The following is a 26,604-nucleotide window of genomic DNA, read 5'->3' as shown; positions in this document are numbered from 1 at the left end:
ATATTATCCTGTAAACGCTCAAGTTGATTTTTCCAGTAAAAATCAAATAAGGAAATTTATAAGAGAATAATTCTCATATCTAACAATTCATTACTTGAGCTTATGTTGGCTTCTTGGCATCGTTTGTCAGTTGCTTCATTATAGGAATCTCCTGCCGATGGCTAGTCCAGCGCAAGCTATAAGACATAAATTACTTAACACTTTCTTTTCAAGACATTCTGTTTGGTTTCTTTGTATTTTTACCGCTTTAACCATTACTTGGTTTAAATTTACTTATACCCCACATTCAATTTACTATTTTATTTCCGATACACTTTTAAACGGTCTTTGGTTAGTAACGGGACTACTCAGTATCGTTGGTTTACGTGACCTACTACAAAAGAAGCATGCCATCTTAAGAAACTATCCAATTCTTGGACATTTTCGCTTTCTGTTTGAAGATGTTCGCCCTGAAATTCGTCAATATTTCATTGAATCAGATCAGGATGCACTGCCTTTTTCGCGGATGCAACGTAGCTTGGTTTATCAACGTGCAAAAAATGAAAATGCAGATAAACCATTTGGCTCTATCATTGATGTCTATGACCCAAACTATCGCTTCATTGTGCATTCGATAGCCCCTTGCCCACCAGCCAATCCCGAGTCTTTCCGTGTGCTGATTGGCAATGCGCAATGTAGCCAGCCGTATAGCGCCTCGATCATGAATATCTCAGCGATGAGCTTTGGTAGCCTCAGCGCCAACGCAATTCGTGCGCTGAATAAAGGTGCACATTTAGGTAACTTCTATCACGATACTGGTGAAGGCAGTCTGAGTCCCTACCACTTAGAGCATGGTGGCGATATTGTCTGGCAAATTGCCAGTGGTTATTTTGGTTGCCGCACAGCTGAAGGTTTATTTGATCCAGATAAGTTTGCACAGCAAGCTAAAAATCCAAATATTAAAATGATTGAGGTCAAACTCTCACAAGGGGCAAAACCAGGTCACGGCGGTATTTTACCCAAACATAAAATCACTGAAGAAATTGCCCAAATTCGGGGTATTTCCAGAGATCATGACTGTGTTTCTCCTTCCAAACACCCAAGTTTTAACACACCGATTGAAATGATGCATTTCATTCAAAAGCTTAGAGAACTTTCAGGTGGGAAGCCTGTCGGCTTTAAATTGTGTATTGGTCAACCTTGGCAATTCATGAGTATTGTCAAAGCCATGCTCGAAACCAAAATTGTACCTGACTTTGTGGTGGTGGATGGTTCTGAAGGCGGAACTGGCGCAGCACCAATCGAATTTAGTGACTATATTGGTACACCTTTGAGAGAAGGTTTACGCTTTGTACACAATACTTTGGTGGGTGCAGGACTTCGTGATCAAGTTAAAATTGGTGCCAGCGGTAAAATGATCAGCGCCTTTGACATTGCCAGCACCTTTGCCTTAGGTGCGGACTGGGTCAATTCTGCACGTGGCTTTATGTTTGCCGTCGGTTGTATCCAAGCACAAAGTTGTCATACCAACCAATGCCCTGTTGGCGTCGCGACACAAGATAAAGATCGCCAAAAAGCGATTGATGTACCAAGTAAGGCTGAACGTGTATTTAACTTCCATAAAAACACCCTGCATGCCTTATCTGAAATGATTGCAGCTGCAGGTTTACATCATCCATCTGACATTAAAGCGCATCATTTGGCACAGCGTATGAATGACCGTGAAATTAAAAATTATGCGCAAATCCATTTCTTCTTAAAAGAAAATGAATTGCTGCACAGCGATTTAAATGATGACGAGAATTTCTATTATCGTATGTGGAAAATGGCGGATGCCAATCACTTTTAAGATAAACGTTTAAACCAATAAAAATCACCACTAGTAATAGTGGTGATTTGGTTTTGCATGCAGGAAAGCAGGAATTAAACCCGTCAGTGCAGCACGAATATCTGCACGTTCATTAATTAATTGGTGTGAGCCTTCTTCCAACATCAATAAAGTCTGCAATCTAAACTTACGGCGGATATATTCAATATTGTAACGCCAGTCTACAGTTTGATCGAGTGCCCCTTGGGCTAACCACACAGGAATACGACATGCTGGTCGTTGTTCCATTTCCAGCATCCATTTTGACATGGCTAAAATCCAGTCCATGCCCATCATTCGAGGTTGCAAAGGATCTTTTAAACGCACAAAACGTAAAAACTCAGGATTATGATTATTACGACGGAAATGTCGTGGGACTTGGCTTTTAATGCGACGGATAATACCCAGACCCACAGAGTTGTGCCACCATGCTGTTTTCGCTGGTCGGATCAATGGCGACAATAATAATACGCGATCGACAATAGGGTCTTCTCGACGTTCAGCATATTCCAGTAAATGATGCATCCAAATTGCACCACCCGTACTCTGTCCAATCCCTAACCACGGCTTAGGTAGTTGTTTCGCACCACGGACTGCATCATAAACTGCATGTAAAACTTGTTGATAATGATCAAAATTTTGGATACTGGCGGGTGAACCGTTACTTAAACCATGCCCAGGCAGATCATAGGTAACAATACTAAAACCTTGCTCAAGGATTTCTTTAATGATCGGTTGATAAATACCACTATGTTCCAAATAGCCATGTAACAAGCACACCGTACCTTGTATTTTTTGCTGTTTCGGCTGAAAGACTTGCACATGCAGGCGAAACAAAGGCATTTCCACATAGCCCTGCCAATGTTCACAGTCAAGTAAATGTAAACCATATAGTTTGCGATAAGCTTGCAATGGCTTAGAGATCTCAGTGACAGTAGATAGATCCAAAGGTTCAAGCAACTGTGGTGTGGTCTCTCGATTCGGTACAGGTAAATCTAATTGTTTTAAAATTGTCGGATTTAAAAATGGAATATCAGACATTAGGGTATCTCTCGACAATCACTTGAGCCAAATAACATATCACGAATCGTAGCCAGCATTTCATAGTTGGCACGGCGGCTATGGTCATAGTTTTGTTCACTTGGCCGCCATTGCGTTAAGGTCGTTGGCATTGGGGCCATGACAGGCACAGTCTCAATACCATTTAAAGCAAATAAACGTCGTGTTCGTGGCATGTGATACTCATCAGTAATCAAAATAACGGTTGGTGCGCCACCTTTCTTTTGTAGCAATAAAGAACTAAATCGAGAGTTTTCACAAGTATTCATGCTACGGTTTTCTAACAATTTAGCATCCACGCCACGCTCTTTTAACCACGCCTGCATATAAGGCGCCTCGACACCACTCAGTACGATTGGTAAAGCATATTTCTTCTCCACTTGTAAGGTTTTTTCCAAGCGTAAGCGGGTGTAATTATTCACCACAATATCTTTACCATTCGCACCTAAGGTCAGACCACCGCCGAGTACGACAATCGCATTCGGCTGTGAAGCACTTTGCGGCTCAACCAAATTCTCTTTATTATTTTTCAATTCAATCAGGTCTTTATTGGTCTGATCTTTATCCTCTTCATTGACTGGTAATGCAATTGGATAGGTTTCTAAAAAGGCAATATATTTCCCCATAAGTGCCTGATTATCAGGCGTATTCCACTGTAAAAAATCTAATGGTGTATTCATTACAACAGCTGAGCTTTCTTGATCCTGTTCAGACTGTTGATCATTTATCAACGGAATACTGGGTTGCTTTTTCTCATTTTGGCTTTCTTTTTCCTGCTCCTCAGCAATCAATTCCTGCAACAACTTGTAGCGTGCTTGAATTAACCTTAAATCTTCCGATTGCTCAGATTGAAAGCTCCGCTCCATGAGTTTCAAATAAGCCTGACGAGCAATCCAGAGATTCGAACCAGGTTCTAAGGTTTCATGTTCACTCAACGCTGCAGGGCGCTGACTCTGTGCTGCGACTTCATTGACATCGACAGGAACAAAGCGGTTCAGACCTTTCACGACCAGCTGAGAGTAAAAAGGCGAATATAAAAAAAGCACAAAACAGCCCAATAGCACGAATAATATGGTAATTACCCGTACTAAACTGACCATCCAATGTACTTTCGCCATAGATTTCTTCATCCAAGATGAGCTTGAATTAACCCTTGTTCACTATATAACACAGGTTCAGGTTCTAACTGAATACTAAACTTTTGTTTTACATCACTTTGTACAGTTTGATAGGTGTTTTGTACATCCGCTAGTGTCGCCTCTGCATAATTCACCAATACCAAAGCCTGTTTATGAAACATGCCGACAGAGCCGAGTTGCTTACCTTTCCAACCTGCTTGGTCAATCAACCAACCTGCTGCCACTTTAACATTGCTGTTTGCTTGCGGATAATGCGGTATGTTTGGAAATTGTTGAGTAATTTTGTCAAATTCAGCTTGTGACAAAATCGGATTCTTAAAGAAACTGCCAACATTTGGGAATTCTTTCGGATTGGGTAGTTTACTCTGACGAATGTGAATCACCTGATTTTGTAAATTCTCTGCAGTCAGTTCATCACCAACAGCTTGCTTAAGATCACCATAACTCAATTTCAGTTCAGCTGTTTTCAACAACTTAAATGTCACACTGACAATAATGTAACGATTGGGCTGATCTTTAAAAATGCTATGACGATAAGCAAAATGACAATCTTCTGCTGCAATCGAAGTAAAATGTTTCAATTCACGATCATAGACTTGCACAGATTCGATAAACTCACCTGCTTCAACGCCATAAGCACCAATATTCTGTACAGGTGAAGCACCGACTAACCCAGGAATCAAAGCAAGATTTTGCAGTCCAAACCACTGCTGCTGGGTGCTATACAACACAAAGTCATGCCAGACTTGGCCAGCACCTACTTTAACGGTAATGGTATTTGTATCTTCAGAAAGTACTTCTATACCCTGAATATTTAAATGCATTACCAAGGCTTGTATTTGCTGTGGCAATAACACATTACTACCACCCGAGAGCACCAAAACGTTTAAATGCTGCTGTTCCGCAAATGCTAATGCAGTAATGACCTCATCAGGATGATTGATTTGCACATAATGTGAAGCAATCGCATTCAAATTTAATGTATTTAAGTTTTTAAGCTGAACCTGCGCGTGTAGCTGCATATTAAATTAAATCCTATTGCCCTGCTTTCATTTGCTTTTTAAAAATATCGACCCATGCTTGGCTGCTAGATTCACACTGATCGAGTACGCGATCAAATCCATCTGCACCACCATAATAAGGATCAGGCACCGCTTGTTGATTAAACTGCGGATCATGCTCACTCATCAAAGCTAACTTGGCTCGAATCTGATGTGTACCGAACTGTTGTACAGCCTGTGACATGAGTGTTTGAATATCATCGAAGTTTTCATGGTCCATTGCTAAAATCAAATCGAATTCAACAAAGTCTGCTAAAACAATCTGTCTGGCACGTAGCGCAGATAAATCATAACCACGTTTTACTGCATGTTTTTGACTACGTGCATCTGGTGCTTTATTCGGATGATAATTACTGGTTCCCGCAGAATCGACCATCACATTTAAGCCGTGCGCATCACAATAATGTCTAAGAATTGCCTCAGCAGTTGGCGAGCGACAAATATTTCCTAAACAGACACATAACACCTTATATTGTGTTGCCATCAGAAAAACATTCCAACATTCTGTCTTATAAGAAAATTAAAATATTTCATGCAAAATTCCTGCAAAATAAACGCAAAACGATTCACTGTCATTATGCCTCAATTGACCATTCTGACATCCACTATTTTGTCAAAAATTGCATTGATTTGAAAGGAAATAGTGTTTATCTCTAATGAATATTCTGTATGAATATGTACTTTTTTGAAATTAAGAATATCTATCTCCTATAAAGCTGCTATACGGAGCAAGCAAGCAGATAAAGAAACTTAATTTTTAAAGATTGATTGCATAAAACAAATATAAAAGCCGCTCATAATTGAAATTGCTAAGGAAAGTTTCATTGTGGTTATGGGTTTTTAAAACAAAGCGCTACAATCAAAGCTTAGTTAAAACCAATAAAAATAACATCTTACAGTCAGCTCTAGAAAGAAACCACCCGAAGACGGCTGACGACGAGCACTAACCCATTCTATTTTCTTCTTTTTTAACAACCGAAGTAGAATGGGCAAGCTGGTGTGATTTCCCCTGCAAAAAAACCAATATGGGTCTAATTTAAATTAACTGAAACAGTTGTGCTAAATATTTGATTATCGTCTTTGACAGTAGCAATTACGTTAAAATACGCTGTTTGTTCAAAAGCAGTGATCATTTGTGTTTCACGGAAAAACTCTATCGCTCCATCGACCGAAGTTATAACGTGCTCCACAGCAGTTGCTGATAGATAAGCCATTACATATTTTACAGGCAAGTCCTTTGTCTGGTAGGAAGTGCCAAGCAGAGTTAATCCCTGCTCCGAATTTCCTGAATTAAATCCAATATTGGATTGACCTGCAGCAACACCATTCACATCTGCTAGTCGTGCACCACTTAAGACCCCAGATGCTAACGCCGTAACATTGGGAACAATCATTTCAAGCTTATCTCCAATATTTGCCTGAATGCCAGCATGATAACCATATGACAGGTCAGGAGAGCTGTCCGTTCCCAAATCAAGCTGCCCTTCTGTCCAACTCAATACTCCATTCTCATATACACAGTTAGTCAGTGTCCAATCTGATGTATTAGAATTAGGAATACTGGTAACCCCAATCACTGTAAATCCAGGTAATACATTAACCTGCTCAAGATTCGTCATCACCTGATCATAATTGAGCTCATCTTGAATCCGTACCAATGCAATATGGCCTTCAGGAATATGAGTATTTGTTAAAAGTCTAGATCGCATTTCTACTGCGTTATTTACCACGAGCAAACTCCTTTATAATGATGTAATCGTTGCTTCTAAAAATTAGATTATTTAAACAATTGCCCTTCCAGGCTATTCGGTAGTGCATTAACTACTCTTTTATTTTTAACATGAGATTTTTGTGAAATACAAAATACTGAAGTAGCAACCACACACAGTTGTCATCGCCCTTACAATTAAACCCAACGCTGTGTTAATCAAGTTACTGTTCTTGCATAGGATATTGATAAAGAATAATGTAATTACTAGGACAAACATTTGCTTGAAGCAATAAAAGACAGAGCAAAATCAATCGTCTTTACCGCATTCAAATCACTCGTGTATGAGAAACGTCTACAACATATATAGACCAACTATTTGCAATACCCTTAGCTTGCTTTTTTGATTTTCTTCATTAATTGGTTCTTTTTCGATTAGGTCCTAATTTCAATGAAAAACTCTAAGACTGCTAATACAAATTAGTTGCTAATTTTTGCTCTTATGAGCTGATATTATTTTTTGTAAAAATATGGCTTGATTTCTGACAAGTTCAGCTGCAACTTTCTAATTGATCTTTATTGCTAAACTCTTAAGCAAGTTAAAATCCACGCCAACAACCAGACTCATAAAATATTATAAAAATACTTAATTTTATAATATTTCAGCATTCCGTTTTAAATAATACGTTTAAAAAAAAGCTGAATCAGCTTATTAAAATTTACACAAATTTACAAATTATATTTATCTATATTATTTTAAAAATTAAATAAAACTAAACCTATTTACAATGAAATTTTTCTTTCATAAATCGCACTAAACAATTATTCAAAGTTCATCAAACTTTCTTTGCAAAACTTGAAACAACGCACAATAAAAACCAACTAAATTAGTCTATTGAGAATTTTTAAGATTCACACTACTCTCTCAACTCAATTAATAAAAAAGGTAAATTTCATGAAAATTAAAAGTTTGTTGCTTGGTTTAATTTTATTAACAACACTCAATTCAGCTAATGCTGCAATGTATGGTTGGTGGACCTATATTAATGAATCTGTACAAGGTGTGACAAAAACATGCTATTGGAAACGTGAAATTTTAAATTCAAACGGTACAGGTAGCGGTCAATATCAATATTATAATTTTGTTATTGTGGCTATGAGTAGTTGTATGAGCCACACTGAAAAATTACCAAAATAATTTTAAGCCCTTCGGGGCTTTTCTTTTGACATCATAGAAGCGCCCTAATCAGCTTTAACTTAATTCATCTACAAAAAATAAAGACCAAAGCCATTATAATAATAAATAAACCTAATCTATATTCAAAAAAATATACCTTTCAGCAGATCATTAATTATCACTCAGCCCACAGAATATATATGATATCGTATATATTGAAGATCAAATAAATAGTAATCAATTTAATGGGACGTAATTTTTGAATCAATCTTTAAAAAGCGCCTTACCTGTTGCACTTGTTACGGGTGCCACATCTGGAATTGGTGCAGCGGTAGCCCGCAGACTATCTAAGGATGGCTATGCATTAGTTATTCATTCACGCAATTCCATCGAAACTGGACTAGCCATGGCTGCTGAATTAGGAAATGCAATTTACATCCAAGCAGATTTATCAAATGATGAGGATAGAATAAGACTTATCCATGAGGCTGTATCTTGGAAAGGCCAATTAGATGTTCTGATTAACAATGCAGGTATCAGTTGTATTATTCCACATGAAAATCTAATGGCCGCATCGCCAGAGATTTGGAATCAACTACATGAAGTCAATGTCATCGCACCATTTAGACTCATAGCTGAAGCAGAAGTTACGCTGAGAAAATCAGCGCAAAATGGTCGATCTGCTTGCATCATTAATATCAGCTCGCACGCTGGTATCCGCCCAAAGGGTGCTTCTATCCCTTATGCAACATCCAAAGCCGCACTAAACCATATGACGCGCTTACTTGCATTATCACTTGCTCCAGATATACGCGTAAATGCAATTGCCCCAGGTTTAGTAGACACGCCTTTGACAAAAAATTGGACTTCTGCCCATGAACTTTGGAATGAGCGCTCACCTATGCGTAAAGCAGCAAAACCAGAGGATATTGCTCATTTAGTTGCAATGTTAGTAACTTCAGACTATCTGACTGGGGAAATTCTAATTTCCGATGGTGGATTAAATCTGACCTAAATATAAATCGAGTTTACTGACAACAAAAAAGCCCATCTGTCGATGAGCTCTAGTGCTTAACTTTCTTATTCCCCTATTGGGATTGAAAATCTAAGTTGATTCGTTTCATGTGCTGAAGGTAACGGATTGTGCTTCACAATTTTCTGCTGATAGTCTTTTTCGGAAATTAAACCTTTGTTTTTCGCCTTCAACATTGAGTTGAACTGTTGCTCATGTCCTAGAGCATTTAAAGCGTCGAAATGTCTATGTTCTAGATAATATTGAGACTTATCATGAGGACTCATATTAGATGTATGCTGTTGTGTTTGATGCGCTTGCTCTAAAGCATAATTACGTTGATTGATAAGATCTTGTTCTTGTTGTTTCATTGATTCAAAAAAATCAAACTGTTCACTACTTTCAATCTCATGGTGTGGCTCTTTATTATTTAAAATTAAAAGCGATGAATTTCTTTTGAAGATATCATCAGCACTATACACTGAACCACAAACAACGGTACTTATAAGAAGAATTACTATTTTTTTCACCAAAATACTCAACACAAAAAAAATAAAGACAAGTGTATATTTTATTATTTCTTCACAATTATTTCAAATTAAATATTAAAAACAAAAACTTATAATTATTCTATAAAATCATAACCTCTATTATTGAGCATTAAGGATGTGACCACCTGGAATATTTTTTAGTTCACAAGTAAAGTAAATAGACCCGACAAGAGCCCTCACTCGAAGGAAGTTGTTCAGGATTGGTTTCATTACAGATCGGTTCCTCTAAACACTCAGGAAATAAAAAAATTCGCACTTTTGTCATCAGGCAAAATAAACTCAGCCTCAAGATGAATGCCTTCGACACCCGCCTTGTCTTCAAACGCTAAAGATTTCTCCTCAAAAAACTGAAATCTCAGTTTCTAAGATTTCTCGTTCTTAGGATATGTGCTATAGATCAAACTTCTGACGACTCAACACGTCAAAGCTACACTTTTTAAGTGTGTCTTGTGTTAATTTATTTACATAGTGAGACCTCTAATCACTTGATATAAAAATGTTGTATTTATTATGAAAAATAAGGATGTATGTATGAACTCGTTTCAATTTCAAACTGTTCCCAACATCATTGCGGGGCTCGGTTCAATACAAGAACTTAAAAATGTTTTAACACAACAAAATTACCATAAAGCATTGATTGTCACCGATGCTGGGATGATACAGCATCAATTGCATCAGCCTATTTTAGAAATCCTGACTCAGATTGGGCTCGAGTATCTTATTTATTCCGATATTCAAGCAGATCCACCAGAGCATATTGTATTAGAAGCTGTTGATTTTGCGAAACAAGAGCAAATTGATGTGATCATCGGTTTTGGTGGTGGTAGTTCCATGGATGTGGCAAAAATCATTGCCTTGCTCGCGCACCCGAAACAGCAACAGAATCTGAGTGAAATCTATGGTGTTAACCAAGCCAAAACTCCACGTTTACCACTGATTCTTATCCCAACCACAGCAGGCACAGGTTCAGAGGTCACTCCTATTTCCATTGTCACCACAGGTGCAACCACTAAAATGGGCGTGGTTTCTCCAATTCTATACGCCGATGTAGCCATTTTAGACGCAACCTTTACCCAAGGTTTACCTGCACATATTACTGCGGCGACAGGCATCGATGCCATGGTGCATGCCATTGAGGCTTATACCTCAAATATCAAAAAGAACTTTTATGCCGATATGTTGGCTAAAAATGCATTGAAACTACTCAATCATAATTTAGCCAAAGTCTTGAAAAATGGTGCTGATTTAGAAGCACGCCAAAACATGTTGGTGGGTTCGATGTTAGCGGGTCAAGCCTTTGCCAATGCACCCGTTGGCGCGGTACATGCCCTTGCATATCCATTGGGTGGGCATTTTCACCTTTCACACGGACATACCAATGCTTTGGTACTGGTTGAAGTTTTAAAATTTAATGCGCCCAAAGCCAAACAACACTATGCAGAATTAATGCAATTATTAGACCCTCGCAGTACAGGCTGTACGGATGGTTTATGTGACCTATTTATTGACCATATGCAGAATCATCTAGACCAAAGTGGCTTAACCCTGAAGTTAAGCCAGCTCGATATTGCAGAAGCAAAACTACCACAACTTGCCAAAGATGCTATGTTGCAAACTCGACTATTGCAAAACAACCCAAGAGAAATGACTGAGCAAGACGCATTAGATATCTATCAGGCGATTTACGCATGAGCAAACCGACTTTAAAACAGCGCGAACAATTTAAGTTCTTTTTTCCAATCCAAACCCGATGGGCCGATAACGATATTTACGGCCACGTCAACAACGTGACGTATTATAGTTATTTCGATACCGCAGCCAATTCATTACTGATTCAGAAAACAGGTTTCGATATTCATCACAGTGAAATTATTGGCTTAGTGGTTGATTCAGCTTGTAGCTTTCAACAGGAACTGTCGTTTCCAGATGTCGTTGAGGTTGGTGTTGCGATTGGCAAAATTGGGAATTCATCACTCAGATATGAGCTGGCGATCTTTAAACAAGGTCAGCAGCAAGCCGCTGCTCAAGGGCATTTTGTCCATGTCTTTGTAGACCGAGAAAGTCGAAAAAGTACTGCTATTCCAGAAGCGATGCGGGACGCTCTAAACCACTATTTATTGTAATTTCAGATCGCAGAAATGAAGAACATGCCGCAACATTGTCATGAACAATGTTTCGGCATGCCATGATTAATCTAAATCATTAGATATGTGGTAAAGCATAAGGCACGATATCTTGGAAGGTACGGCCATGCACATTTTCACCAATCGCATGCATTTTCCATGCATCGTTGTGGCGATAAATTTTTGCAATAATCAAACCAGTATGGGCGCCTTGTGAAGACAGCTTATAGCTTGCAATTTCCTGATTGCTGGATTGATCGACCAAACGACAGAATGCATTTTCGACTTTCTCAAAGGTCTGTCCACGGAAACTACTCACAGTAAATACCAAAGATTTTACTTGTGCAGGAATCTGGTTCAAATTAACACGAATGACTTCATCATCACCATCGCCCGCGCCAGTTAAGTTGTCGCCAGAATGGTGGATACTGCCATCTTTACTTTGTAATTGACCAAAGTAAACCACATCCAATACTTGTTTGTTATCATCAAATAAAATGACAGAGGCATCAAGGTCGATATCCCCACCGCCGCCGCCAAAGCCGAAAAAGCCCTTGCTCTTCGCTACATCCCACCCCACACCTAAAAAGATTTGTTGCAAGCTGCTGCCATCTGCTTTTTGCAAGCTGATTTTTTGGCCTTTTTCTAAGTTAATTCCCATGTACTTTTACTCCTCTGGATAAAACGATAAAAATGATTGTTTTAATTTGATTGATTACGGTTTAAGTTTAACTTCGAGGTTAGCCATTGAAGGAAATTGTTGCGGTTTCGAGAACATATTACTACCTTACCTTGACCTGAAAAACGCAATACCATCCCTTCGCCACTGGTCACACTATTGACCAAATTGCCAAGAAAACCACTACTCTGTGAAGTCGATACAGACAGATTATAATTTAAGCGTGAATCCCAACAGACCACATGTCCATTATCAATAATGACTTCTTTGTTTGGTTCAACCTCAAGCTCAAACAAGGTCCCACAGCCAGACACTACCACTTGGCCTTGCCCACTGGTTTCCATCACCAGAAAACCGCCAGTATTGCCAAAAAATGCACCACCTAGACTGCTGTTTAAACGTGCTTTAACCTCAACTGAATCATGGGCTGCCACAAAAGCCCCGTCACTTAGCAAATACTGTGTTGCACCGACATCCAAAATCTGCATATCGCCATCCAATGCTGCTGACAATAGACAATCGCCATCACCACGTACCGCTTCGATATGCTGCTGGAACAACGATTCATCATTGGCAAAACGGCGTAATAGAGATTGCATTAAGCCACCTTGCAAACGTCCTTTTAATTCCAAGGGTGCTTCCATCATCACCATGGCATTACTTTCACAATAGATTTTGTCGCCACGGCGCATCGAAACGTGTAAGAACGGCTCTGGTGAACCCACTAAACTAAACTGTGCCATCGTCTTTATTCCTTTTAATTTCTGACAATCTGATGTTGCTTGGCTGCATTTAACCAATCCGGAAATTCTTGCAATAACAATTCATATAGGCGTTCATCAGAAACACTATCAATGCGATCCAAACTAAAGAAATTACAGTTATCGACAATCCGCCCTGACATTTCATCTAACTTTTCTAGTGCACCATAATCTCGTCCACCGATCCCGACAAATTGCCAGAAAATAGGCAGTTTGGCGGCTTGCGATAATATTTTCTGCATTTGTCTACGGCTGCCCACGCCACCATCTGAAATGAATAAAACATAAGTTGGGATTTGATCTTTGAACTTTTGGAAATAGTTAATCACAGCTTCAATCGCTGGAATTTCCTCATTATAGCGCGCCCCCACTTGCCAGTTCTTCCAACCGCGTTGGGTGGTATTAATGAAATCATTGACATTGCTGAGGGTTACATCATCCAGTTGTGTGGTTTTGGCCGCAAATGCCCAACACTCAAAGCTACCATCATCATCAAAATGAATGGCCAGTGGCATCAGGCGATTCACCACCTTTTGCACATCACCACGACGATATTGCCCATCCATTGAGCCAGATGCATCTAGAACTAAGGCAACACGTGCGGTCACGCCCAGTAAATTTCTCTTTTCCAGTTGAACCAATGATTTTTTGGTCAGATCGATAATGGATGCATTGCCCGTTTTTTCGGCTTTTTGCAAAGATAATTTTTTCTTTAAATCAATATTCGATTGTGGTGCTACCGGTGTCGTCTGTTGTGCTGTCGGCTCTTCAGCGACTTCACCACCAAAATGCTGAATTAAAGCAGCAAGACCTGCATTAAAGCCTTGTCCAATCGCTGCTAAACGCCAGATACCATCTTTTCGATAAATCTCGATCAGCATGGTGGCACGTTCTTGATCGAAGATGATGCCATCTAACTTCAGTTCAGCGATCGGCTGAAACTGCAAGTTAAGAATTTGAATCGTGGCTTGCTGTAATTGTGACATGACATTCTGGCCATCAATGGCAGCGGTCAAAACCAGATGTTGAATACTTGCAGGTAGTTTTGCTAAATCAACTAAAAAACGGCTGCATTTATTCTGGTTTTCAATCAGACGAACCGCTTGGCATGGCGTTTCAGGCTGATTATAAAAGCTCATGTATCGCTCATCACTCAAACGATATTGCGGATCAAGTCCAAAACTGGCGATGTCTAAATCAAAAGCTGCTTGGTATTGAATCTGGATATAAAAAGAGGATTGCCCCTGTAAAACATCATTTAATTTTATTTTTTGTCCGCGAACTAAATTCAACATATCAAGCAATAACCTATTTTTTATCATTTATAAATATCGAAAAAAGAAGATAGTGCCTAAACACTATCTTCCACAGGCATCTTAAACAGAAACGCCATAAGAAGCCGCTAAAGGCCCTAAACCACCAGCAAAACCTTGACCGATTGCGCGGAATTTCCACTCGCTACCATGTTTATAAAGTTCACCAAAGATCATTGCAGTTTCTGTGCTGCTGTCTTCAGACAAGTCATAACGTGCAATTTCGGTACCACCCGCATCGTTACTTACACGAATGTAAGCATTTGCAACTTGACCAAAGTTTTGGTTACGCGTTTGACCGTCATAAATCGTAACCGCAAAGATCACTTTTGCAACGTCAGCTGGAACTTTGCTTAAATCGATACTTAAGGTTTCGTCATCACCATCGCCTTCACCGGTACGGTTATCACCATTGTGAACCACTGAACCATCAGATGACTTTAAGTTATTGAAGAAAATAAAGTCATTATCAGCACGAACCTTACCACCTTCATTGACTAAGAATGCAATTGCATCAAGGTCAAATGCAGCACCATCAGTCACACGTGGATTCCAACCTAAACCCACAGTCGTTTTTGTAATACCAGGCGCTTCTTTGGTTAAGCTAACGTTGCCGCCTTTGGTTAAACTAATTGCCATTTGAGTTTCTCCTTATTAAATATCAACTCATTGTTTATTTCATTTGAATCATGGACATCATATAAATGATGTATCCATGCATTTTTATCAAGCTTGTGTTTGTTGTTTACTGTAAGCAATCGAAGATAATACAGCCCAAATGATGAATGCAATACCAATCAAGCCTGTTACAACTTCAGGCACATGACCACCTGTTCCGGTATAAAGCATAATTGCAGCTAAAGCACCAATCGCATAATGTGCGCCATGCTCTAGATAGATAAAGGCTTCTAATGTGCCTTTCTCAACTAAATAAATCGTCATAGAACGGACAAACATAGCACCAATTGCCAAACCGAGCATAATCACAACGACATCACTTGTGATCGCAAATGCACCAATCACGCCATCAAAGCTGAATGACGCATCTAATACTTCGAGGTAAAGGAAACCACCAATACCAGCTTTGACAATATTACTTGATGTACCCGAAACCTGTTTTTCATCGGCTTCATCATCTTCACTACTGCCTTCAAGCAAATGACCCAGTACCTGTACACCGATGTAAACTACGATGCCCCAGATCCCCGCGACAATCACAATCAGTTTTTGCTGCTCAGGCACAAATGCAGCCATAGTCAGCAAAGCAATCAGTGATACGAATACTGACATCGCAGGAATGTTTGCTAGATTCGACAAATGGGTTTCCAACCAATGGAACCAGTGTGTATCTTTACCATCATCAAACAAGAAGTTTAAGAACACCAACAGTAGGAACATCCCACCAAAAGCTGCAATCTCTGCATGGTGTGCAAGTAACTTTTCTGAATAAGTTTTTGGATCATTCAGCGCCAGTTTCGCAACCTCGACCATTCCCATGTCTGCGGTAACACCAACAATCAACAATGGGAAGATTAAACGCATACCAAATACAGCAACTAAAATACCGACAGTCAGGAACAGTTTTTTCCAGAACTCATCCCAGTTTCTTAACACTGAAGCATTAACAACAGCATTGTCAAAAGACAGGGAAACTTCCATGACCGCCAGTACAGTCGTAATCAATAAAACTTTAAGCATCATCGAGAAACCAGCATTTGGGCCGTGCGTAAAGCCCCACCATGCTGATAACCCGAGACAGATTACGGTAAAAATAATTGAGAAACGAAAATGTTTCATTGTTTTCCTTTTCTAAACAGCTTTGAGCTATTCATCATTTATGTGTTGAAATGAGAACCTTAGCCGACCTGAATACCATATTGTTGGCACATCGCAGCAAGCCCACCAGAATAGCCTTGACCAACGGCTTTAAATTTCCATTCGCCATTGTGGCGATAAACTTCGCCAAACACCATGGCAGTTTCAGTAGAATAATCTTCTGCCAAATCAAAACGAACCACTTCGACATTGGTGTCTTGATTGACAACACGAATAAAGGCATTGGCAATTTGACCAAAATTCTGGCCGCGTGCTTGCGCATCATGAATGGTCACAGTAATCGCAATTTTTTCAATTTCAGGTGAAACTTTTGACAGATCAACCAACAATGTTTCATCATCACCATCGCCTTGACCTGAACGATTGTCACCCGTGTGCTCGACTGAAGCATCTTGCGATTTAAGTTGGTTGTAGAAAATAAAGTCGTGATCACCACGTACTTTACCTGTTGCGGTTAATAAGAATGCACTCGCATCCAAGTCAAATGCTGCGCCATCAGTCGCACGCTCATCCCAGCCCAATCCAATTAAAATACGAACTAAATTTGGATCTGTTTTGCTTAGGGATAAATTTCCACCTTTATTTAAACTAATTGCCATTTTGTTTTTTCTCCTCGTTTGAACATTTAAAATTCAATGGTCTTAATAATGTCTACATAGATATCGAAAGTGTTGTTATCTAATACATCATTAAATATCAATTTTATTTACTGCCTGCAACCCAGCGCAGACCAAAACCAAAGGCTTGATCCAGCTCACGATGTCCAGGCACATAGCGCACATGACGTTGTACTTGGATACTACCGCCTTGATTGACTAACTCAACAATTCCACACATCCCTAAAGGTTGCCCTTCAGTTAAACGGATTTCAATCGGTGGTTGATCTGGAACATAAATCGTGACCACAGCATCTGTTTCAGCCCAGTTCGGCACACCTTCATAAATAAAGGCAAACAACACCACACGGCGAATCTGCGACCAGTGCTGTCCATTAATCCGAAGCCACTCACCCTCTGTCAATGCACCAGTCCGGTCATCGGCAGAAAGCTGAATAAAGGGGAAACCGTTAAAATCACCAAATCGATCACCTAAAGCCTGAATCACCGATTTGCTACCGTCTTGCATCTCGAACAGGCAACCCAAATCCAAATCAATACCTTGATTTTGGTTAAGCAGCTTTTTAAAGAAGCCTCCTGCTTGTGCTTGCTGAGTCCGTTGATTCCAATTCAGATTAATTTTAATCTCACCAAAACCATGCGCCTGTTTCTGTAAATTAATCTGGTTATTGCGTTTATCTAAGGTAATTTTGCTTAAATTAATTTTAGGCTGAGGTGCTGGCGCAGGTACAGGTTGAGACACAGGCTCAGGCGTTGTTGCTTGATCACTAATTTCTACCCCAAAATGTTCGGCTAACGGTTGTAAGCCACCATTAAAACCCTGATTCACAAAGCGGAATTTCCACTGGTCTTTATGACGATAAACTTCGGCCAAAATCAGAGCTTTTTCAGTCTTTTCAGCACTTTTTACCGTTGCTGATGCCGTGAGCTGTCCGTTTTCCCATAATTCAATTTGAATATCTTGAATCGCATTAATTGCGCCCTGCCCATCAATCGTTGCACACATCGCAAGCTTGCTGATGTCTGCATCGAACAATTGAGTGTTCAGATTAAATTGCGCGATATAGGGGGCTTTTGTTGTCGCCTCGATTAATTCAACACTACGGTTCGGCGTCTGCTTTTGCCCATAAAAGATCATGTCCGCATCACCACGAACCTTGGACTGAGCATTTAAGACATAAGCGGTAACATCTAAACCGATATGAGCCGCCAATGTGGTTTTAATTTTCACTTGGCACTGTGACTGGCTCAATGCCAGATTGGCTCCTGTAATGAGTTGTTGCATCGATTATTCCTATATTTTCTGTTTTTTATACTTTTAGCCCAAACACTTTTGCTCGCTCTAAAATTCGTTCCGCCCACCGACGATGTGTTGCAGGTTCAAGCATACTGCCATGACAGGCAAATACAGCCTTGCTGCCATCCAACAAAATACCCTGCGCTTGTTTTAACTCGATTTCATTAACCTGATAAGCCTGATGCACAATCGAGATCTGTGCAGGATGAATCACGGTTTTACCAGATAAGCCGTGCTGTAAATCCAAATATAATTCATCTTGCAACAATTTCACCTGACTAAAATGCTCACAGACAGGTGCGCTCAGTGCAAAACCATAAGGCAAAAACTGACCTGCTAGATTTGCAATGAGTGTGCCGATAGGCGTTTGGTATAAAGTCATATCACTCGGCCGACGTAAAGCCAAGCAATTCAGTAAGTCATTGCCCCCGACCCGAAGTACCAATACTTTATGAAATTCTGGCAAAGCTTGTCTCAGCTCTTTCATTTGCCCCATATCAAAACTGTCTGCTGTTTCAAGCGTAGGCATGTAATAAAGTTCTGGTGGAAGAACTTCAAGCCATTGCTTAAAACTGGCTAAACCAAATTTCGGCAACACCATGCCATCTAAAGCCGTGATTTCTTGCCATTCTGCTAACTCAGCGGCCATTGCAATATGACGAGGGCGAATAAAAACTTTTGGATGTTGTTCTAGGCGCTGTTGTTGCTGAATTTGCTGCAACAACTGTTTGAGATTTTGTTTGGCAAACTCAATTTCCTGTTCAGTGATGGCATCTTCCAGACAGATCACCAATGAGCGCAACTCTGGATATTTTTCACCCTTCACCACAGCCCATAAGTCTGGACGCGTGGCAGGCATATATAATGTTGCCCCTAAAGATAATGCAGATAACATAAAATTATCCTTTCCCCAATTTTTGAATCAATGTAATCGCTCTATACGGCGCAATTTGATCACCAACCACTTGTACAGGTGTCTCTGTGACTTGCGTTAAATAACGTAATAAACGGGTATCGGCATCATCAGCATCGCGAAGTAAAACCAGATCAGGTACTCGTCTTAAAATTGCTCGGGTTGCTTCTGCGATACTCGGTTTTATCCGATTAATATTTTGAATGTCGTATTCTTGGGCCAGTTTCTGTACCACCTGCTGGCTTTGATCTTGTTGTGTCAGTTGCTGTGTTTGCCCCCAAACAGCATTCGGTTGAGGATTAAGCTGTGTGCGAATCTGGTTGATGCGCTGAATAAACTGCTGCGAAATATCAAATTCTTTTAAATGACTATATTCAATACAGCGATGCCATTGATCAATGTTATCCGCATTGATTTCCTCGGCACTCAAGGCTTCACCTTCACAAATGCTACGTGAAATAAGACCTGAAATGGTCGAACCCAAAATACCAGATGGAATCAGCCAGTCATCGCCACTGGCCGCCAACCATGCACAACCGGCAATATCAGATAAAACCACCAACGGTAAAGGTCGTCCTGCAAAACGAGGATCTCCACCTAAACTACGTTGTAATTCTTGGCGAATCGCACCTTTCCCCGTCCAACCATCCACAAATACAATCGATTCGTGTCCATGTTTAGCAATAATGGTTTCCAAGGCAGCAAAATCGATACCACGGTCTCGAATAATACTGATGCCATAATGTACACAGTCACAGCCTAAGTCATGTATCGCATGATAAAGCAGTACGCCTAAGGGTACGCCCGCACGTACAAAACTCACCAATACAATTGGTTCCTTGAATTGTGCAATCAAGCTTTGTGCCAACTGTTGAACTTCTCGAGCCAAACGTTGTTGCCCTTGCTGCATGGCCTGTTCAAACAACTGTAAATGACGTTCAGTCGGTGCACTCTCCAAACTGATCATTTGCGAATAATGTTTTTCTCCCGATTGAATCAGGCGTTCTTTTTCGATGGTATCGGTTGGTTCAATATGCGTCCGTTTAAGTAAAAAAGTCACTTGTTCCGATTGGTAACTACCACTAAACCCTTGTTTTAAAATTAATTCACTTGCTTTATCTTTATTGATAATCGCCATAATATCCTTCTTGTTTATATTGCTGCGTCAAATTATGTTTTACCCAACGATTCAATTGACTGTGGTTTGGCATGCCCCACCAATGGCAGAGATTCAAAAACTCTACATCAGATAAACTATCGCCAAAACCGAGAATCGGGCGTTGTTGAGACGCAAACTGTTGCAATAAAAAACGGGCAGCATTGGCTTTACTCACAGGTTCTGGAATCAAAGCCAAATTATTGCCATTTAAATGAAAATAGAACCCATCCAAAACTGCTGGGCTTAAGCTATTTAATAATTCTGGTAAGAAATTCGGTGCATAGGGATTATCATTTTCGGTATTTTGCTTGGCAACCACGTATAGGCCCAAACCTTGCTCTTCGACCACCCAAGTACGGATAGAACCAAAATGGGTTGCCTGTTGTTGTACCACCTCAATCAAAGCCTGTTGTCGCGCTTGATAAGGAGCCAATGCATCTTGCATCTGCGCATGCCAATCCAGATTTACACTGAAATCGGCATTTAGTACCGTACCGCCATGGGAGCAGACGGCCCCGTATTGGAAAGGTAAATGGACCCGAGACAATGCTTCTGCACTTCGTGCCGTAACAGGAATCAAATGTGTACTATGCAACAACCACTGCACAAAGTGCTGCTGAATCGGGTTCATATACGCCAATGCTTGCCCCTGTTTGTCCGTGGTGACCATTTTAAAGTCAGCTTGGGGAACAATACGGCGATGGGTCTGGAATAAAGTATCATCCAGATCAACCAACATAAGCGGCGTTGCAATATTTTGCGCGTCAAATAAGAAATTAGTCATTTGCACTACACAGATTAAAAGTTTGATGTGGAAATTCTACTGCGCTGATAACTTCAGCATTTGGAATCGCGTCTAATAGGCTATTGGCGACTGACTCGGCACAGGTTTCCACTGTAATGAAGATTCGGTCATACTCTAATGGGTTGATATTGTAAACAAAGTTCTGAATACCCAAACCATAGTTATCTGAAAAAGCCAAAGCAGATTGAATTGCATGTCCTACTGCGATTGGTGAGCGCGTGATCGCACTAAATTTCACCTCAGCACCCTGTCGCTGCAAATCTTCGGCCAATAAGAATGAAGACCAGACATATTCACCACTTCCTAACACTAAAATCCGTTGTTGAGGTTCGACTTTTAAACGGATATAGGCAGAAGTATCTTGAGTCGGTAACCGTCCCCAAGTCGGTTCAGACAAGGTTGCATACTCACCAAATGCCACGGTATCGACTTTGGGCATATTGATCTGTGGCGGATTTTCAGCATCCTGCCACTGCCACTTACCTGTCATCAATGCCACGGACTGACAATCTAATCCAGCAATATGAATACCTGATGACCAATCCGCCAAAGTGGCCGTCACAATATGGGAAATTTGATCAAAACCAGCCGCCTGTAGTGCAGACACTAAATTGATAAAGGTTTTTCCTGTAGAAGCTTCATCATCGACCAATACAATACTTTTGCTGGCTAAAATTTTCTTTTGGATATCCGCATCAGGAGAACCATACAGCAATTGATCTTGCGCATGGCTGTGTTCTTCTAAAAAGCGAGCCAATAACGGTGCACCATCAACGGGATGACGAGTCGTCGTGACATACAGTGCATCGGGATAGCTTGCTTGTAAAACTTGATGTACACCTGCACCAAGACCTACCGCAGTTTCTGCCATTCCAATCACCAAAATTGGTTCAGGTAAATCACTCGGAATCAGTTGAGCTAAATCAGTAAACGCATGACGCATCACTTGAGGACTCACCGGAATATGTCTTCCCAAGACTTTTGAAACAAATAAAAAAGCTCTTTTCGGATTTATTCGTTCAGCAAAACCGAGTAAATCCTGCCATTTCCAATGGCTATTGTCATCGGGCTGTAAATCCAGTTTGCCACGTTGTAATTCAATCTCAATCATATAATTCTTAAATCTAAGTTAAAATAATATACATAATGGTCTTTATATTACACAAATACTCTGACTTATGCTGCGTACAGTGACCGAACTTTCCATCTTTTCAGGTTGATAATTGAGCTGTAGTGCTTGAGCAATCGCCAAATGAACCAAATTCACGCCACTCATAAAGGTATGTGCTATGCCACCTGAAGGTCGAGAGTTCACCTCCAAGATATATAACTGCTGTTGATCATTATATCGAGCCTGCATATTGACGAGTCCATCACAACCAAATAGTGCAGCCACCTGATGTGCCAACTCAATCGCTGGATCTTCAAAAGTTAAGTTTTGGCAACCATTGTTCTGTTTATAACGTGCAATCGCACCATGCACCTCACCATGTATGCACAACATATCGACTGAACACTCAAGCCCAGATAGAAATGGCATAACTAAATACACAGGGGGTTGTTCTAACTGCCGGTAACTCTCGATAAAACTTTCAGGATGTGCTTTAAATCTCATGCTATTGGCAAAGACATCAAAAGCATCCGCTTTAGGATCTAAATGCCAAAACCCTGAAGCAAAAACCCCTTTGGCAGGCTTGACGCACACATCGCCTTTTTGCAGCCAGTCATGATATGCATCTTGTAATTGCTCAGCATTTTCAACAATGGTTGCTGGTGCAACCGCCAAACCGTGAGTCACACAAATTTGAGTGAACAGTGATTTGTCATTCAGTTGCTCGACCTGCTCCACCGTATCACAGCCCGCCATCAGACGGATACCCAATTGCTCGAAGCGATGCTTTTGAGCCAGATAAATTACAGCATGATGCCCAGCAATGATCAATTTGACGTTTAAGCGCTGCGCCTGTTGTAACACCCACTCGACTCGCTCTGACAAAGACGGTTCTTGTAAAGCAATATCGGCAACAGAAGTAATTTCAGGACGATCGTCTGCATGTGATGCCACCACATGAATTGGGAGATTAAAAGGCGCAGTTTTTGCTGCCAAAATTAAATCACGTTGACAAGAATGCGCTTGGGTAAACCAAATCCCGATCGAGTTTTCTGCGATGTCAATCTGAGCAAGCTCATTCACTATTATTTGCGTCATAAACATTCCACCATTTGCACCACCACTAAGCGACCTCCATCCTGACGTGAAAGTAAAATTTGTTTTCCATCCAGCAATTCGATTTTTTCGCCAATTGGAATGGTTGTTTTAGTTGCCACATCCATGAGATCGGGCAGATTTTCATTCACTAACCACCACTGATTTTGGTGAAAAACAAAGTAGCCAACACGTTTGGTTTGTTCTGCTGTTAAACGCTCATTCGGCGCAATCAGATTATTGGCATGCCACGGGTAAAGCGACTGCCCTGTCCAGACCATTAAACGGTGATTATCAGGTCTAAAACTGCCTTCTCGGCGTGCCGAATAGAGATTCAATACAGGTAACTTGCCTTTAAAGGCTGTGCCACAAAATGGACATACTGGTTTTGTTGTATTATCAAACACATACCATTTTTGACTGCAATCGCTATTTAAACAAGGCTGAATCAAATCCACCGTTTTAACCAAAGCAGTTTCCCAATCATTAGCAGATGGTCGCTGCTGCGGTTGATGTAAACCCGTCACAAAGCTTTGTAAAAACAGTTCTTTTAAATAAGGACCTGTCACGGTGAATGGAATTTTTTCTGGATCGGCCCATGGTAAAGCGCTTGGACGCACCTGACTAACTTTCACCCGGTTGCTTGGATCAGTTGGATGCTCAATAAATAAGGCATTTTCACCCATTGCCAGATTTTCATCGCGCTGCGGATCATTCACATCATGGACTTTACCACCACGCAACGGGTGCCGATACAGCAAATACATATAGATCAATACGGCCAAGGCATGACGATCAGTCATGATATTTGGGAGACTACGTTGCGGATCATCCTTTTTAAAGTGATTGGTTTTCACCACTTCAGGCGCAATGAAATCAGGTGTCCCCACGACATCGGGTGGGTATTTACCAGGTACAACCAAGCCATCAACATCAATCACACAGGCACGGCCAGTTACAGGATCAATTAAAATATTCTTATAGGATAAATCTGAATGCGCCAAACCTGCCGCATGCATACGGCGCACAGCTCGGGCAATCAAAATACAAATTCGCAGATAATTCGACCAATTGCCTTTTTCTTTTTCATCTAAAAACCGATTTTGGTTATTGGCACTGGCAAACCATTTCCCTTCTTTTTCCTTACCCTTGATACCTAAAAAGTCATTATTTTTAGAACCATATTCAAAGAAAAACTGTTTTTGGTACGTCGGGGCGGTAATGCCCAATAAACCATTATATTCAATCAAACCATCGGGCCAGCAAAAGACATTTTTCCAATAATCCCCGCCGGCGCTGTTGAAAATACCTTGCCATTTATTGCCAACAATTTCCTTTAAACGGTCCCTCTGTCTTTCTAGCTCAGCATGCGACTGATAAAAATGGTTTTTTTCTTTGCTAAAAAAACACACCACATAAGATTTATCAGGTGAAAAATAGACATCTTTCATTGCTCCTGAGCCAATGACTTCATCAACAAATGCGACTGGCCGACCATCTAAAGTTTGACACTGGATAATCTTAGTCATGGGCAAGACCCTCTACATCCACAATCACAGGCTTATTCCATAAAATCGCTAACGTACGATCATCATGATGTCCTGCACTAAAGAACTTTGACCATTCCAATAAAGCTTGATCTGGGTGTGGTTGCTGTAACTGAGGTTCAATTTCTTGCCAGAATGCCTGCCATTTTTCGTGGTTTGCAAGTCCAGCATCCGTTTCAAAACGCGGATCGGAAATACCATCTGTCATTAGAATCACAGCTTCACAATCATCGTAATAGCCAATATTGACGCGACTACCAAACTGTTGTGCAAAACTACGATCTAAGAAACGGGTTTGCCCAGCAAACTCTCCACCATCTGGTTTACCCATTAAACGCACTTTATCTTTGGCATATACAGCAATCGCGCCATCACCCATCCAGAAGGTGCTAATAAAGGTTTTTTGCTCGCACTGTTTAACCACAGCCACCAATAAAGTCGTGGCATACGCCTTGGCTGCAACTTGCTTTAACTCGGCTTCCTGCTCAATAGCCTCAATCGCCACTTGTGCTGTTTTATAGAAGGTATCGTGAAAATCTTTATAGATTTGCTGTGCAACCGACTTGGTCATTTCATCGTCACTGCCAACTTGCCATTGCTGCAATAACAGGTCTAGATGCGGATGATGCTGTTCGAGGTAATCCGTCAGCGTTTTTGCTGCACTTTGCACCGCAAGCAAAGAACCTTGTCGAGAGTAACTGGCACTGCCAGCGCCGTCTGCAACAATTAATAGCGACCAATCGGTCTCAGCAACACGAGCAATCAGAAAGTCATCGTCACGGAAAGTCCCCGCATGTTCATGGGAGCGTCCACGCTGGCTACAGGCCACGAGGTTAAAATACTCAGTCTGAATCAGTTGATGGTCACTATGTGCTTTCTGATAAGGCGCATTGATATCAGGTTCATTAACTTGCCACAAACTACGTGGATCAGCAGTAATAATAAAGGTCACTTCACCCGAAGACCATGCTTGTGCGGCTTCACTGTTTTTATACTGAAATACCAGTTTAAACTCGCCTGCTTGCAACGGTATGCCCTGTAACTGTTGGGCTTCATCATCAAATACAATACCTAAGTCTTCTGGAATTTTGATCGATTCAGAACAAATCAGCACATCCTCCTTGACCGGATATTGCATTTGAATACGTGCTTGATAGTCTTGCCCAACACGCGCATTGGGGATCTGAAAATGAGGCATTTTTTTCACCATTTTCACCTCATGATTTTGTTTTCCTGAGGGATTATTCTGCTTGTGGTCTGTATTACTGGAGTCGATATTTGCAGTTGTACTAAGTAGCAACGGCGTTGTAGAGCATGGCTTAGCAACGAAACAATCATTGATCAAAGAAGGCTCAGTTTCTGCATCAATAGGTGCAGACAAATAAAGTTCATCTAAAAAATCAAGCTGATCAATTGACTCCAATGCATCACCCTCATTGATTGGATTCAACATCATTTGCGTATGATCGAATTGCTGTTGATTTGGTTCAGTACGATCAAGCCCAGCGCTGATAGAAGCATAAATCGGTAAGCGACCCTGCTCCAGAATGCGCTGTAATGAAGAATGCTGGAAGGCTGGTGACTGCTCTAATTGAAAACCCATCAGCGCATATATCTGTTCAGCCAAATCATGATAGGCATTATAAATTTTTTTATTTTTCAACAATTGATTAAAGGACTCATCATCCACCACAAATTGGTTCGGTTGAGTTTGATCTTGTAACAGCTGTTTCAATGTACTCAAAAAAACAGTCTGAACTTCATGAGTCAATGTTTGCGACATGGCTTTTCCTCA

The 26,604-nt window shown here is 40.6% G+C and carries 25 protein-coding genes; 5 read left to right on the top strand and 20 right to left on the bottom strand.

Annotation, left to right across the window (positions count from 1 at the left end):
* Positions 1 to 157: 157 nt before the first annotated feature.
* The gene (locus tag V6E90_RS13205) at positions 158 to 1,828 is read left to right on the top strand and encodes an FMN-binding glutamate synthase family protein (RefSeq protein WP_023269926.1); all 1,671 of its coding nucleotides are present in this window, start codon (positions 158 to 160) and stop codon (positions 1,826 to 1,828) included.
* 30 nt (positions 1,829 to 1,858) lie between these two features.
* Here the strand turns inward: V6E90_RS13205 and V6E90_RS13200 are convergent, their stop codons facing one another.
* From V6E90_RS13200 to V6E90_RS13180, 5 genes are all read right to left on the bottom strand, one after another.
* Entirely contained in the window at positions 1,859 to 2,887 is a 1,029-nt protein-coding gene (locus V6E90_RS13200) for an alpha/beta hydrolase (RefSeq protein ID WP_016540350.1), read from the bottom strand.
* The gene (locus V6E90_RS13195) at positions 2,887 to 4,023 is read right to left on the bottom strand and encodes a YdcF family protein (protein ID WP_016540351.1); all 1,137 of its coding nucleotides are present in this window, start codon (positions 4,021 to 4,023) and stop codon (positions 2,887 to 2,889) included. The genes V6E90_RS13200 and V6E90_RS13195 overlap by 1 nt, the downstream gene beginning before the upstream one ends.
* Before the next feature lie 8 nt (positions 4,024 to 4,031).
* Entirely contained in the window at positions 4,032 to 5,066 is a 1,035-nt protein-coding gene (murB, locus tag V6E90_RS13190; RefSeq protein ID WP_262758172.1) for a UDP-N-acetylmuramate dehydrogenase, read from the bottom strand.
* 13 nt (positions 5,067 to 5,079) lie between these two features.
* Positions 5,080 to 5,589 (bottom strand): low molecular weight protein-tyrosine-phosphatase, encoded by a 510-nt coding sequence (locus V6E90_RS13185; RefSeq protein ID WP_332605570.1) that lies wholly within the window; start codon positions 5,587 to 5,589, stop codon positions 5,080 to 5,082.
* Positions 5,590 to 6,136: 547 nt separating this feature from the next.
* Positions 6,137 to 6,835 (bottom strand): hypothetical protein, encoded by a 699-nt coding sequence (locus V6E90_RS13180; RefSeq protein ID WP_332605569.1) that lies wholly within the window; start codon positions 6,833 to 6,835, stop codon positions 6,137 to 6,139.
* A 933-nt stretch (positions 6,836 to 7,768) separates the two neighbouring features.
* Here V6E90_RS13180 and V6E90_RS13175 point away from each other — a divergent pair.
* Both V6E90_RS13175 and V6E90_RS13170 read left to right on the top strand, forming a co-directional pair.
* Positions 7,769 to 8,011 carry a hypothetical protein gene (locus V6E90_RS13175; protein WP_016540355.1) on the top strand — a complete coding sequence of 81 codons (243 nt, stop codon included), beginning with the start codon at positions 7,769 to 7,771 and terminating at the stop codon, positions 8,009 to 8,011.
* 238 nt (positions 8,012 to 8,249) lie between these two features.
* Positions 8,250 to 9,005, top strand: a complete 756-nt coding sequence (locus V6E90_RS13170) for an SDR family NAD(P)-dependent oxidoreductase (protein ID WP_023269933.1) — start codon at positions 8,250 to 8,252, stop codon at positions 9,003 to 9,005.
* A gap of 65 nt (positions 9,006 to 9,070) precedes the next feature.
* Here the strand turns inward: V6E90_RS13170 and V6E90_RS13165 are convergent, their stop codons facing one another.
* Positions 9,071 to 9,532 carry a hypothetical protein gene (locus V6E90_RS13165; protein ID WP_332605568.1) on the bottom strand — a complete coding sequence of 154 codons (462 nt, stop codon included), beginning with the start codon at positions 9,530 to 9,532 and terminating at the stop codon, positions 9,071 to 9,073.
* Positions 9,533 to 10,084: 552 nt separating this feature from the next.
* Here V6E90_RS13165 and V6E90_RS13160 point away from each other — a divergent pair.
* Positions 10,085 to 11,245 (top strand): iron-containing alcohol dehydrogenase, encoded by a 1,161-nt coding sequence (locus V6E90_RS13160; RefSeq protein ID WP_332605567.1) that lies wholly within the window; start codon positions 10,085 to 10,087, stop codon positions 11,243 to 11,245.
* Complete coding sequence (locus V6E90_RS13155; RefSeq protein ID WP_332605566.1) at positions 11,242 to 11,676, top strand: acyl-CoA thioesterase; 435 nt, start codon at positions 11,242 to 11,244, stop codon at positions 11,674 to 11,676. Before V6E90_RS13160 ends, V6E90_RS13155 begins: the two co-directional genes overlap by 4 nt.
* A 79-nt stretch (positions 11,677 to 11,755) precedes the next feature.
* Here V6E90_RS13155 and V6E90_RS13150 read toward each other — a convergent pair whose 3' ends face one another.
* From V6E90_RS13150 to V6E90_RS13085, 14 genes are all read right to left on the bottom strand, one after another.
* Positions 11,756 to 12,337: a TerD family protein gene (locus V6E90_RS13150; protein ID WP_016540361.1), complete on the bottom strand. Its 582-nt coding sequence runs from the start codon at positions 12,335 to 12,337 to the stop codon at positions 11,756 to 11,758.
* 41 nt (positions 12,338 to 12,378) lie between these two features.
* On the bottom strand, positions 12,379 to 13,098 hold the full coding sequence (locus tag V6E90_RS13145) for a TIGR00266 family protein (protein WP_004807604.1): 720 nt from the start codon (positions 13,096 to 13,098) through the stop codon (positions 12,379 to 12,381).
* A gap of 14 nt (positions 13,099 to 13,112) precedes the next feature.
* The gene (locus V6E90_RS13140; RefSeq protein WP_332605565.1) at positions 13,113 to 14,411 is read right to left on the bottom strand and encodes a VWA domain-containing protein; all 1,299 of its coding nucleotides are present in this window, start codon (positions 14,409 to 14,411) and stop codon (positions 13,113 to 13,115) included.
* A gap of 81 nt (positions 14,412 to 14,492) precedes the next feature.
* The gene (locus tag V6E90_RS13135) at positions 14,493 to 15,068 is read right to left on the bottom strand and encodes a TerD family protein (protein WP_016540363.1); all 576 of its coding nucleotides are present in this window, start codon (positions 15,066 to 15,068) and stop codon (positions 14,493 to 14,495) included.
* Positions 15,069 to 15,155: 87 nt separating this feature from the next.
* The gene (locus V6E90_RS13130) at positions 15,156 to 16,226 is read right to left on the bottom strand and encodes a DUF475 domain-containing protein (RefSeq protein ID WP_023269938.1); all 1,071 of its coding nucleotides are present in this window, start codon (positions 16,224 to 16,226) and stop codon (positions 15,156 to 15,158) included.
* Between the two features lie 59 nt (positions 16,227 to 16,285).
* The gene (locus V6E90_RS13125) at positions 16,286 to 16,864 is read right to left on the bottom strand and encodes a TerD family protein (RefSeq protein ID WP_016540365.1); all 579 of its coding nucleotides are present in this window, start codon (positions 16,862 to 16,864) and stop codon (positions 16,286 to 16,288) included.
* Between the two features lie 103 nt (positions 16,865 to 16,967).
* A complete protein-coding gene (locus V6E90_RS13120; protein WP_332605564.1) occupies positions 16,968 to 18,167 on the bottom strand; it encodes a TerD family protein in 1,200 nt (399 codons plus the stop codon).
* Between the two features lie 25 nt (positions 18,168 to 18,192).
* A complete protein-coding gene (locus V6E90_RS13115) occupies positions 18,193 to 19,074 on the bottom strand; it encodes an HpcH/HpaI aldolase/citrate lyase family protein (protein ID WP_016540367.1) in 882 nt (293 codons plus the stop codon).
* Between the two features lie 4 nt (positions 19,075 to 19,078).
* On the bottom strand, positions 19,079 to 20,230 hold the full coding sequence (gene stiP / locus V6E90_RS13110; protein ID WP_332605563.1) for a cysteine protease StiP: 1,152 nt from the start codon (positions 20,228 to 20,230) through the stop codon (positions 19,079 to 19,081).
* On the bottom strand, positions 20,214 to 21,035 hold the full coding sequence (locus V6E90_RS13105) for an HAD hydrolase family protein (RefSeq protein WP_004653179.1): 822 nt from the start codon (positions 21,033 to 21,035) through the stop codon (positions 20,214 to 20,216). Before V6E90_RS13105 ends, stiP begins: the two co-directional genes overlap by 17 nt.
* Entirely contained in the window at positions 21,028 to 22,167 is a 1,140-nt protein-coding gene (locus tag V6E90_RS13100; RefSeq protein WP_332605562.1) for a phosphoribosyltransferase domain-containing protein, read from the bottom strand. Before V6E90_RS13100 ends, V6E90_RS13105 begins: the two co-directional genes overlap by 8 nt.
* A 42-nt stretch (positions 22,168 to 22,209) precedes the next feature.
* Positions 22,210 to 23,265 carry an ATP-grasp domain-containing protein gene (locus V6E90_RS13095; RefSeq protein WP_332605561.1) on the bottom strand — a complete coding sequence of 352 codons (1,056 nt, stop codon included), beginning with the start codon at positions 23,263 to 23,265 and terminating at the stop codon, positions 22,210 to 22,212.
* A complete protein-coding gene (locus V6E90_RS13090; RefSeq protein WP_332605560.1) occupies positions 23,262 to 24,791 on the bottom strand; it encodes a helix-hairpin-helix domain-containing protein in 1,530 nt (509 codons plus the stop codon). Before V6E90_RS13090 ends, V6E90_RS13095 begins: the two co-directional genes overlap by 4 nt.
* Complete coding sequence (locus tag V6E90_RS13085) at positions 24,784 to 26,592, bottom strand: PP2C family serine/threonine-protein phosphatase (RefSeq protein ID WP_332605559.1); 1,809 nt, start codon at positions 26,590 to 26,592, stop codon at positions 24,784 to 24,786. Before V6E90_RS13085 ends, V6E90_RS13090 begins: the two co-directional genes overlap by 8 nt.
* Positions 26,593 to 26,604 lie beyond the last annotated feature (12 nt).

Origin of the sequence: Acinetobacter sp. ESBL14, from assembly GCF_036668815.1 — a bacterium.
In the GTDB taxonomy this organism is placed as follows: Bacteria; Pseudomonadota; Gammaproteobacteria; order Pseudomonadales; family Moraxellaceae; genus Acinetobacter; species Acinetobacter gyllenbergii.
The sequence above is the reverse complement of the archived record's forward strand: the minus strand, read 5'-3'. Positions and strand labels throughout refer to the sequence as shown.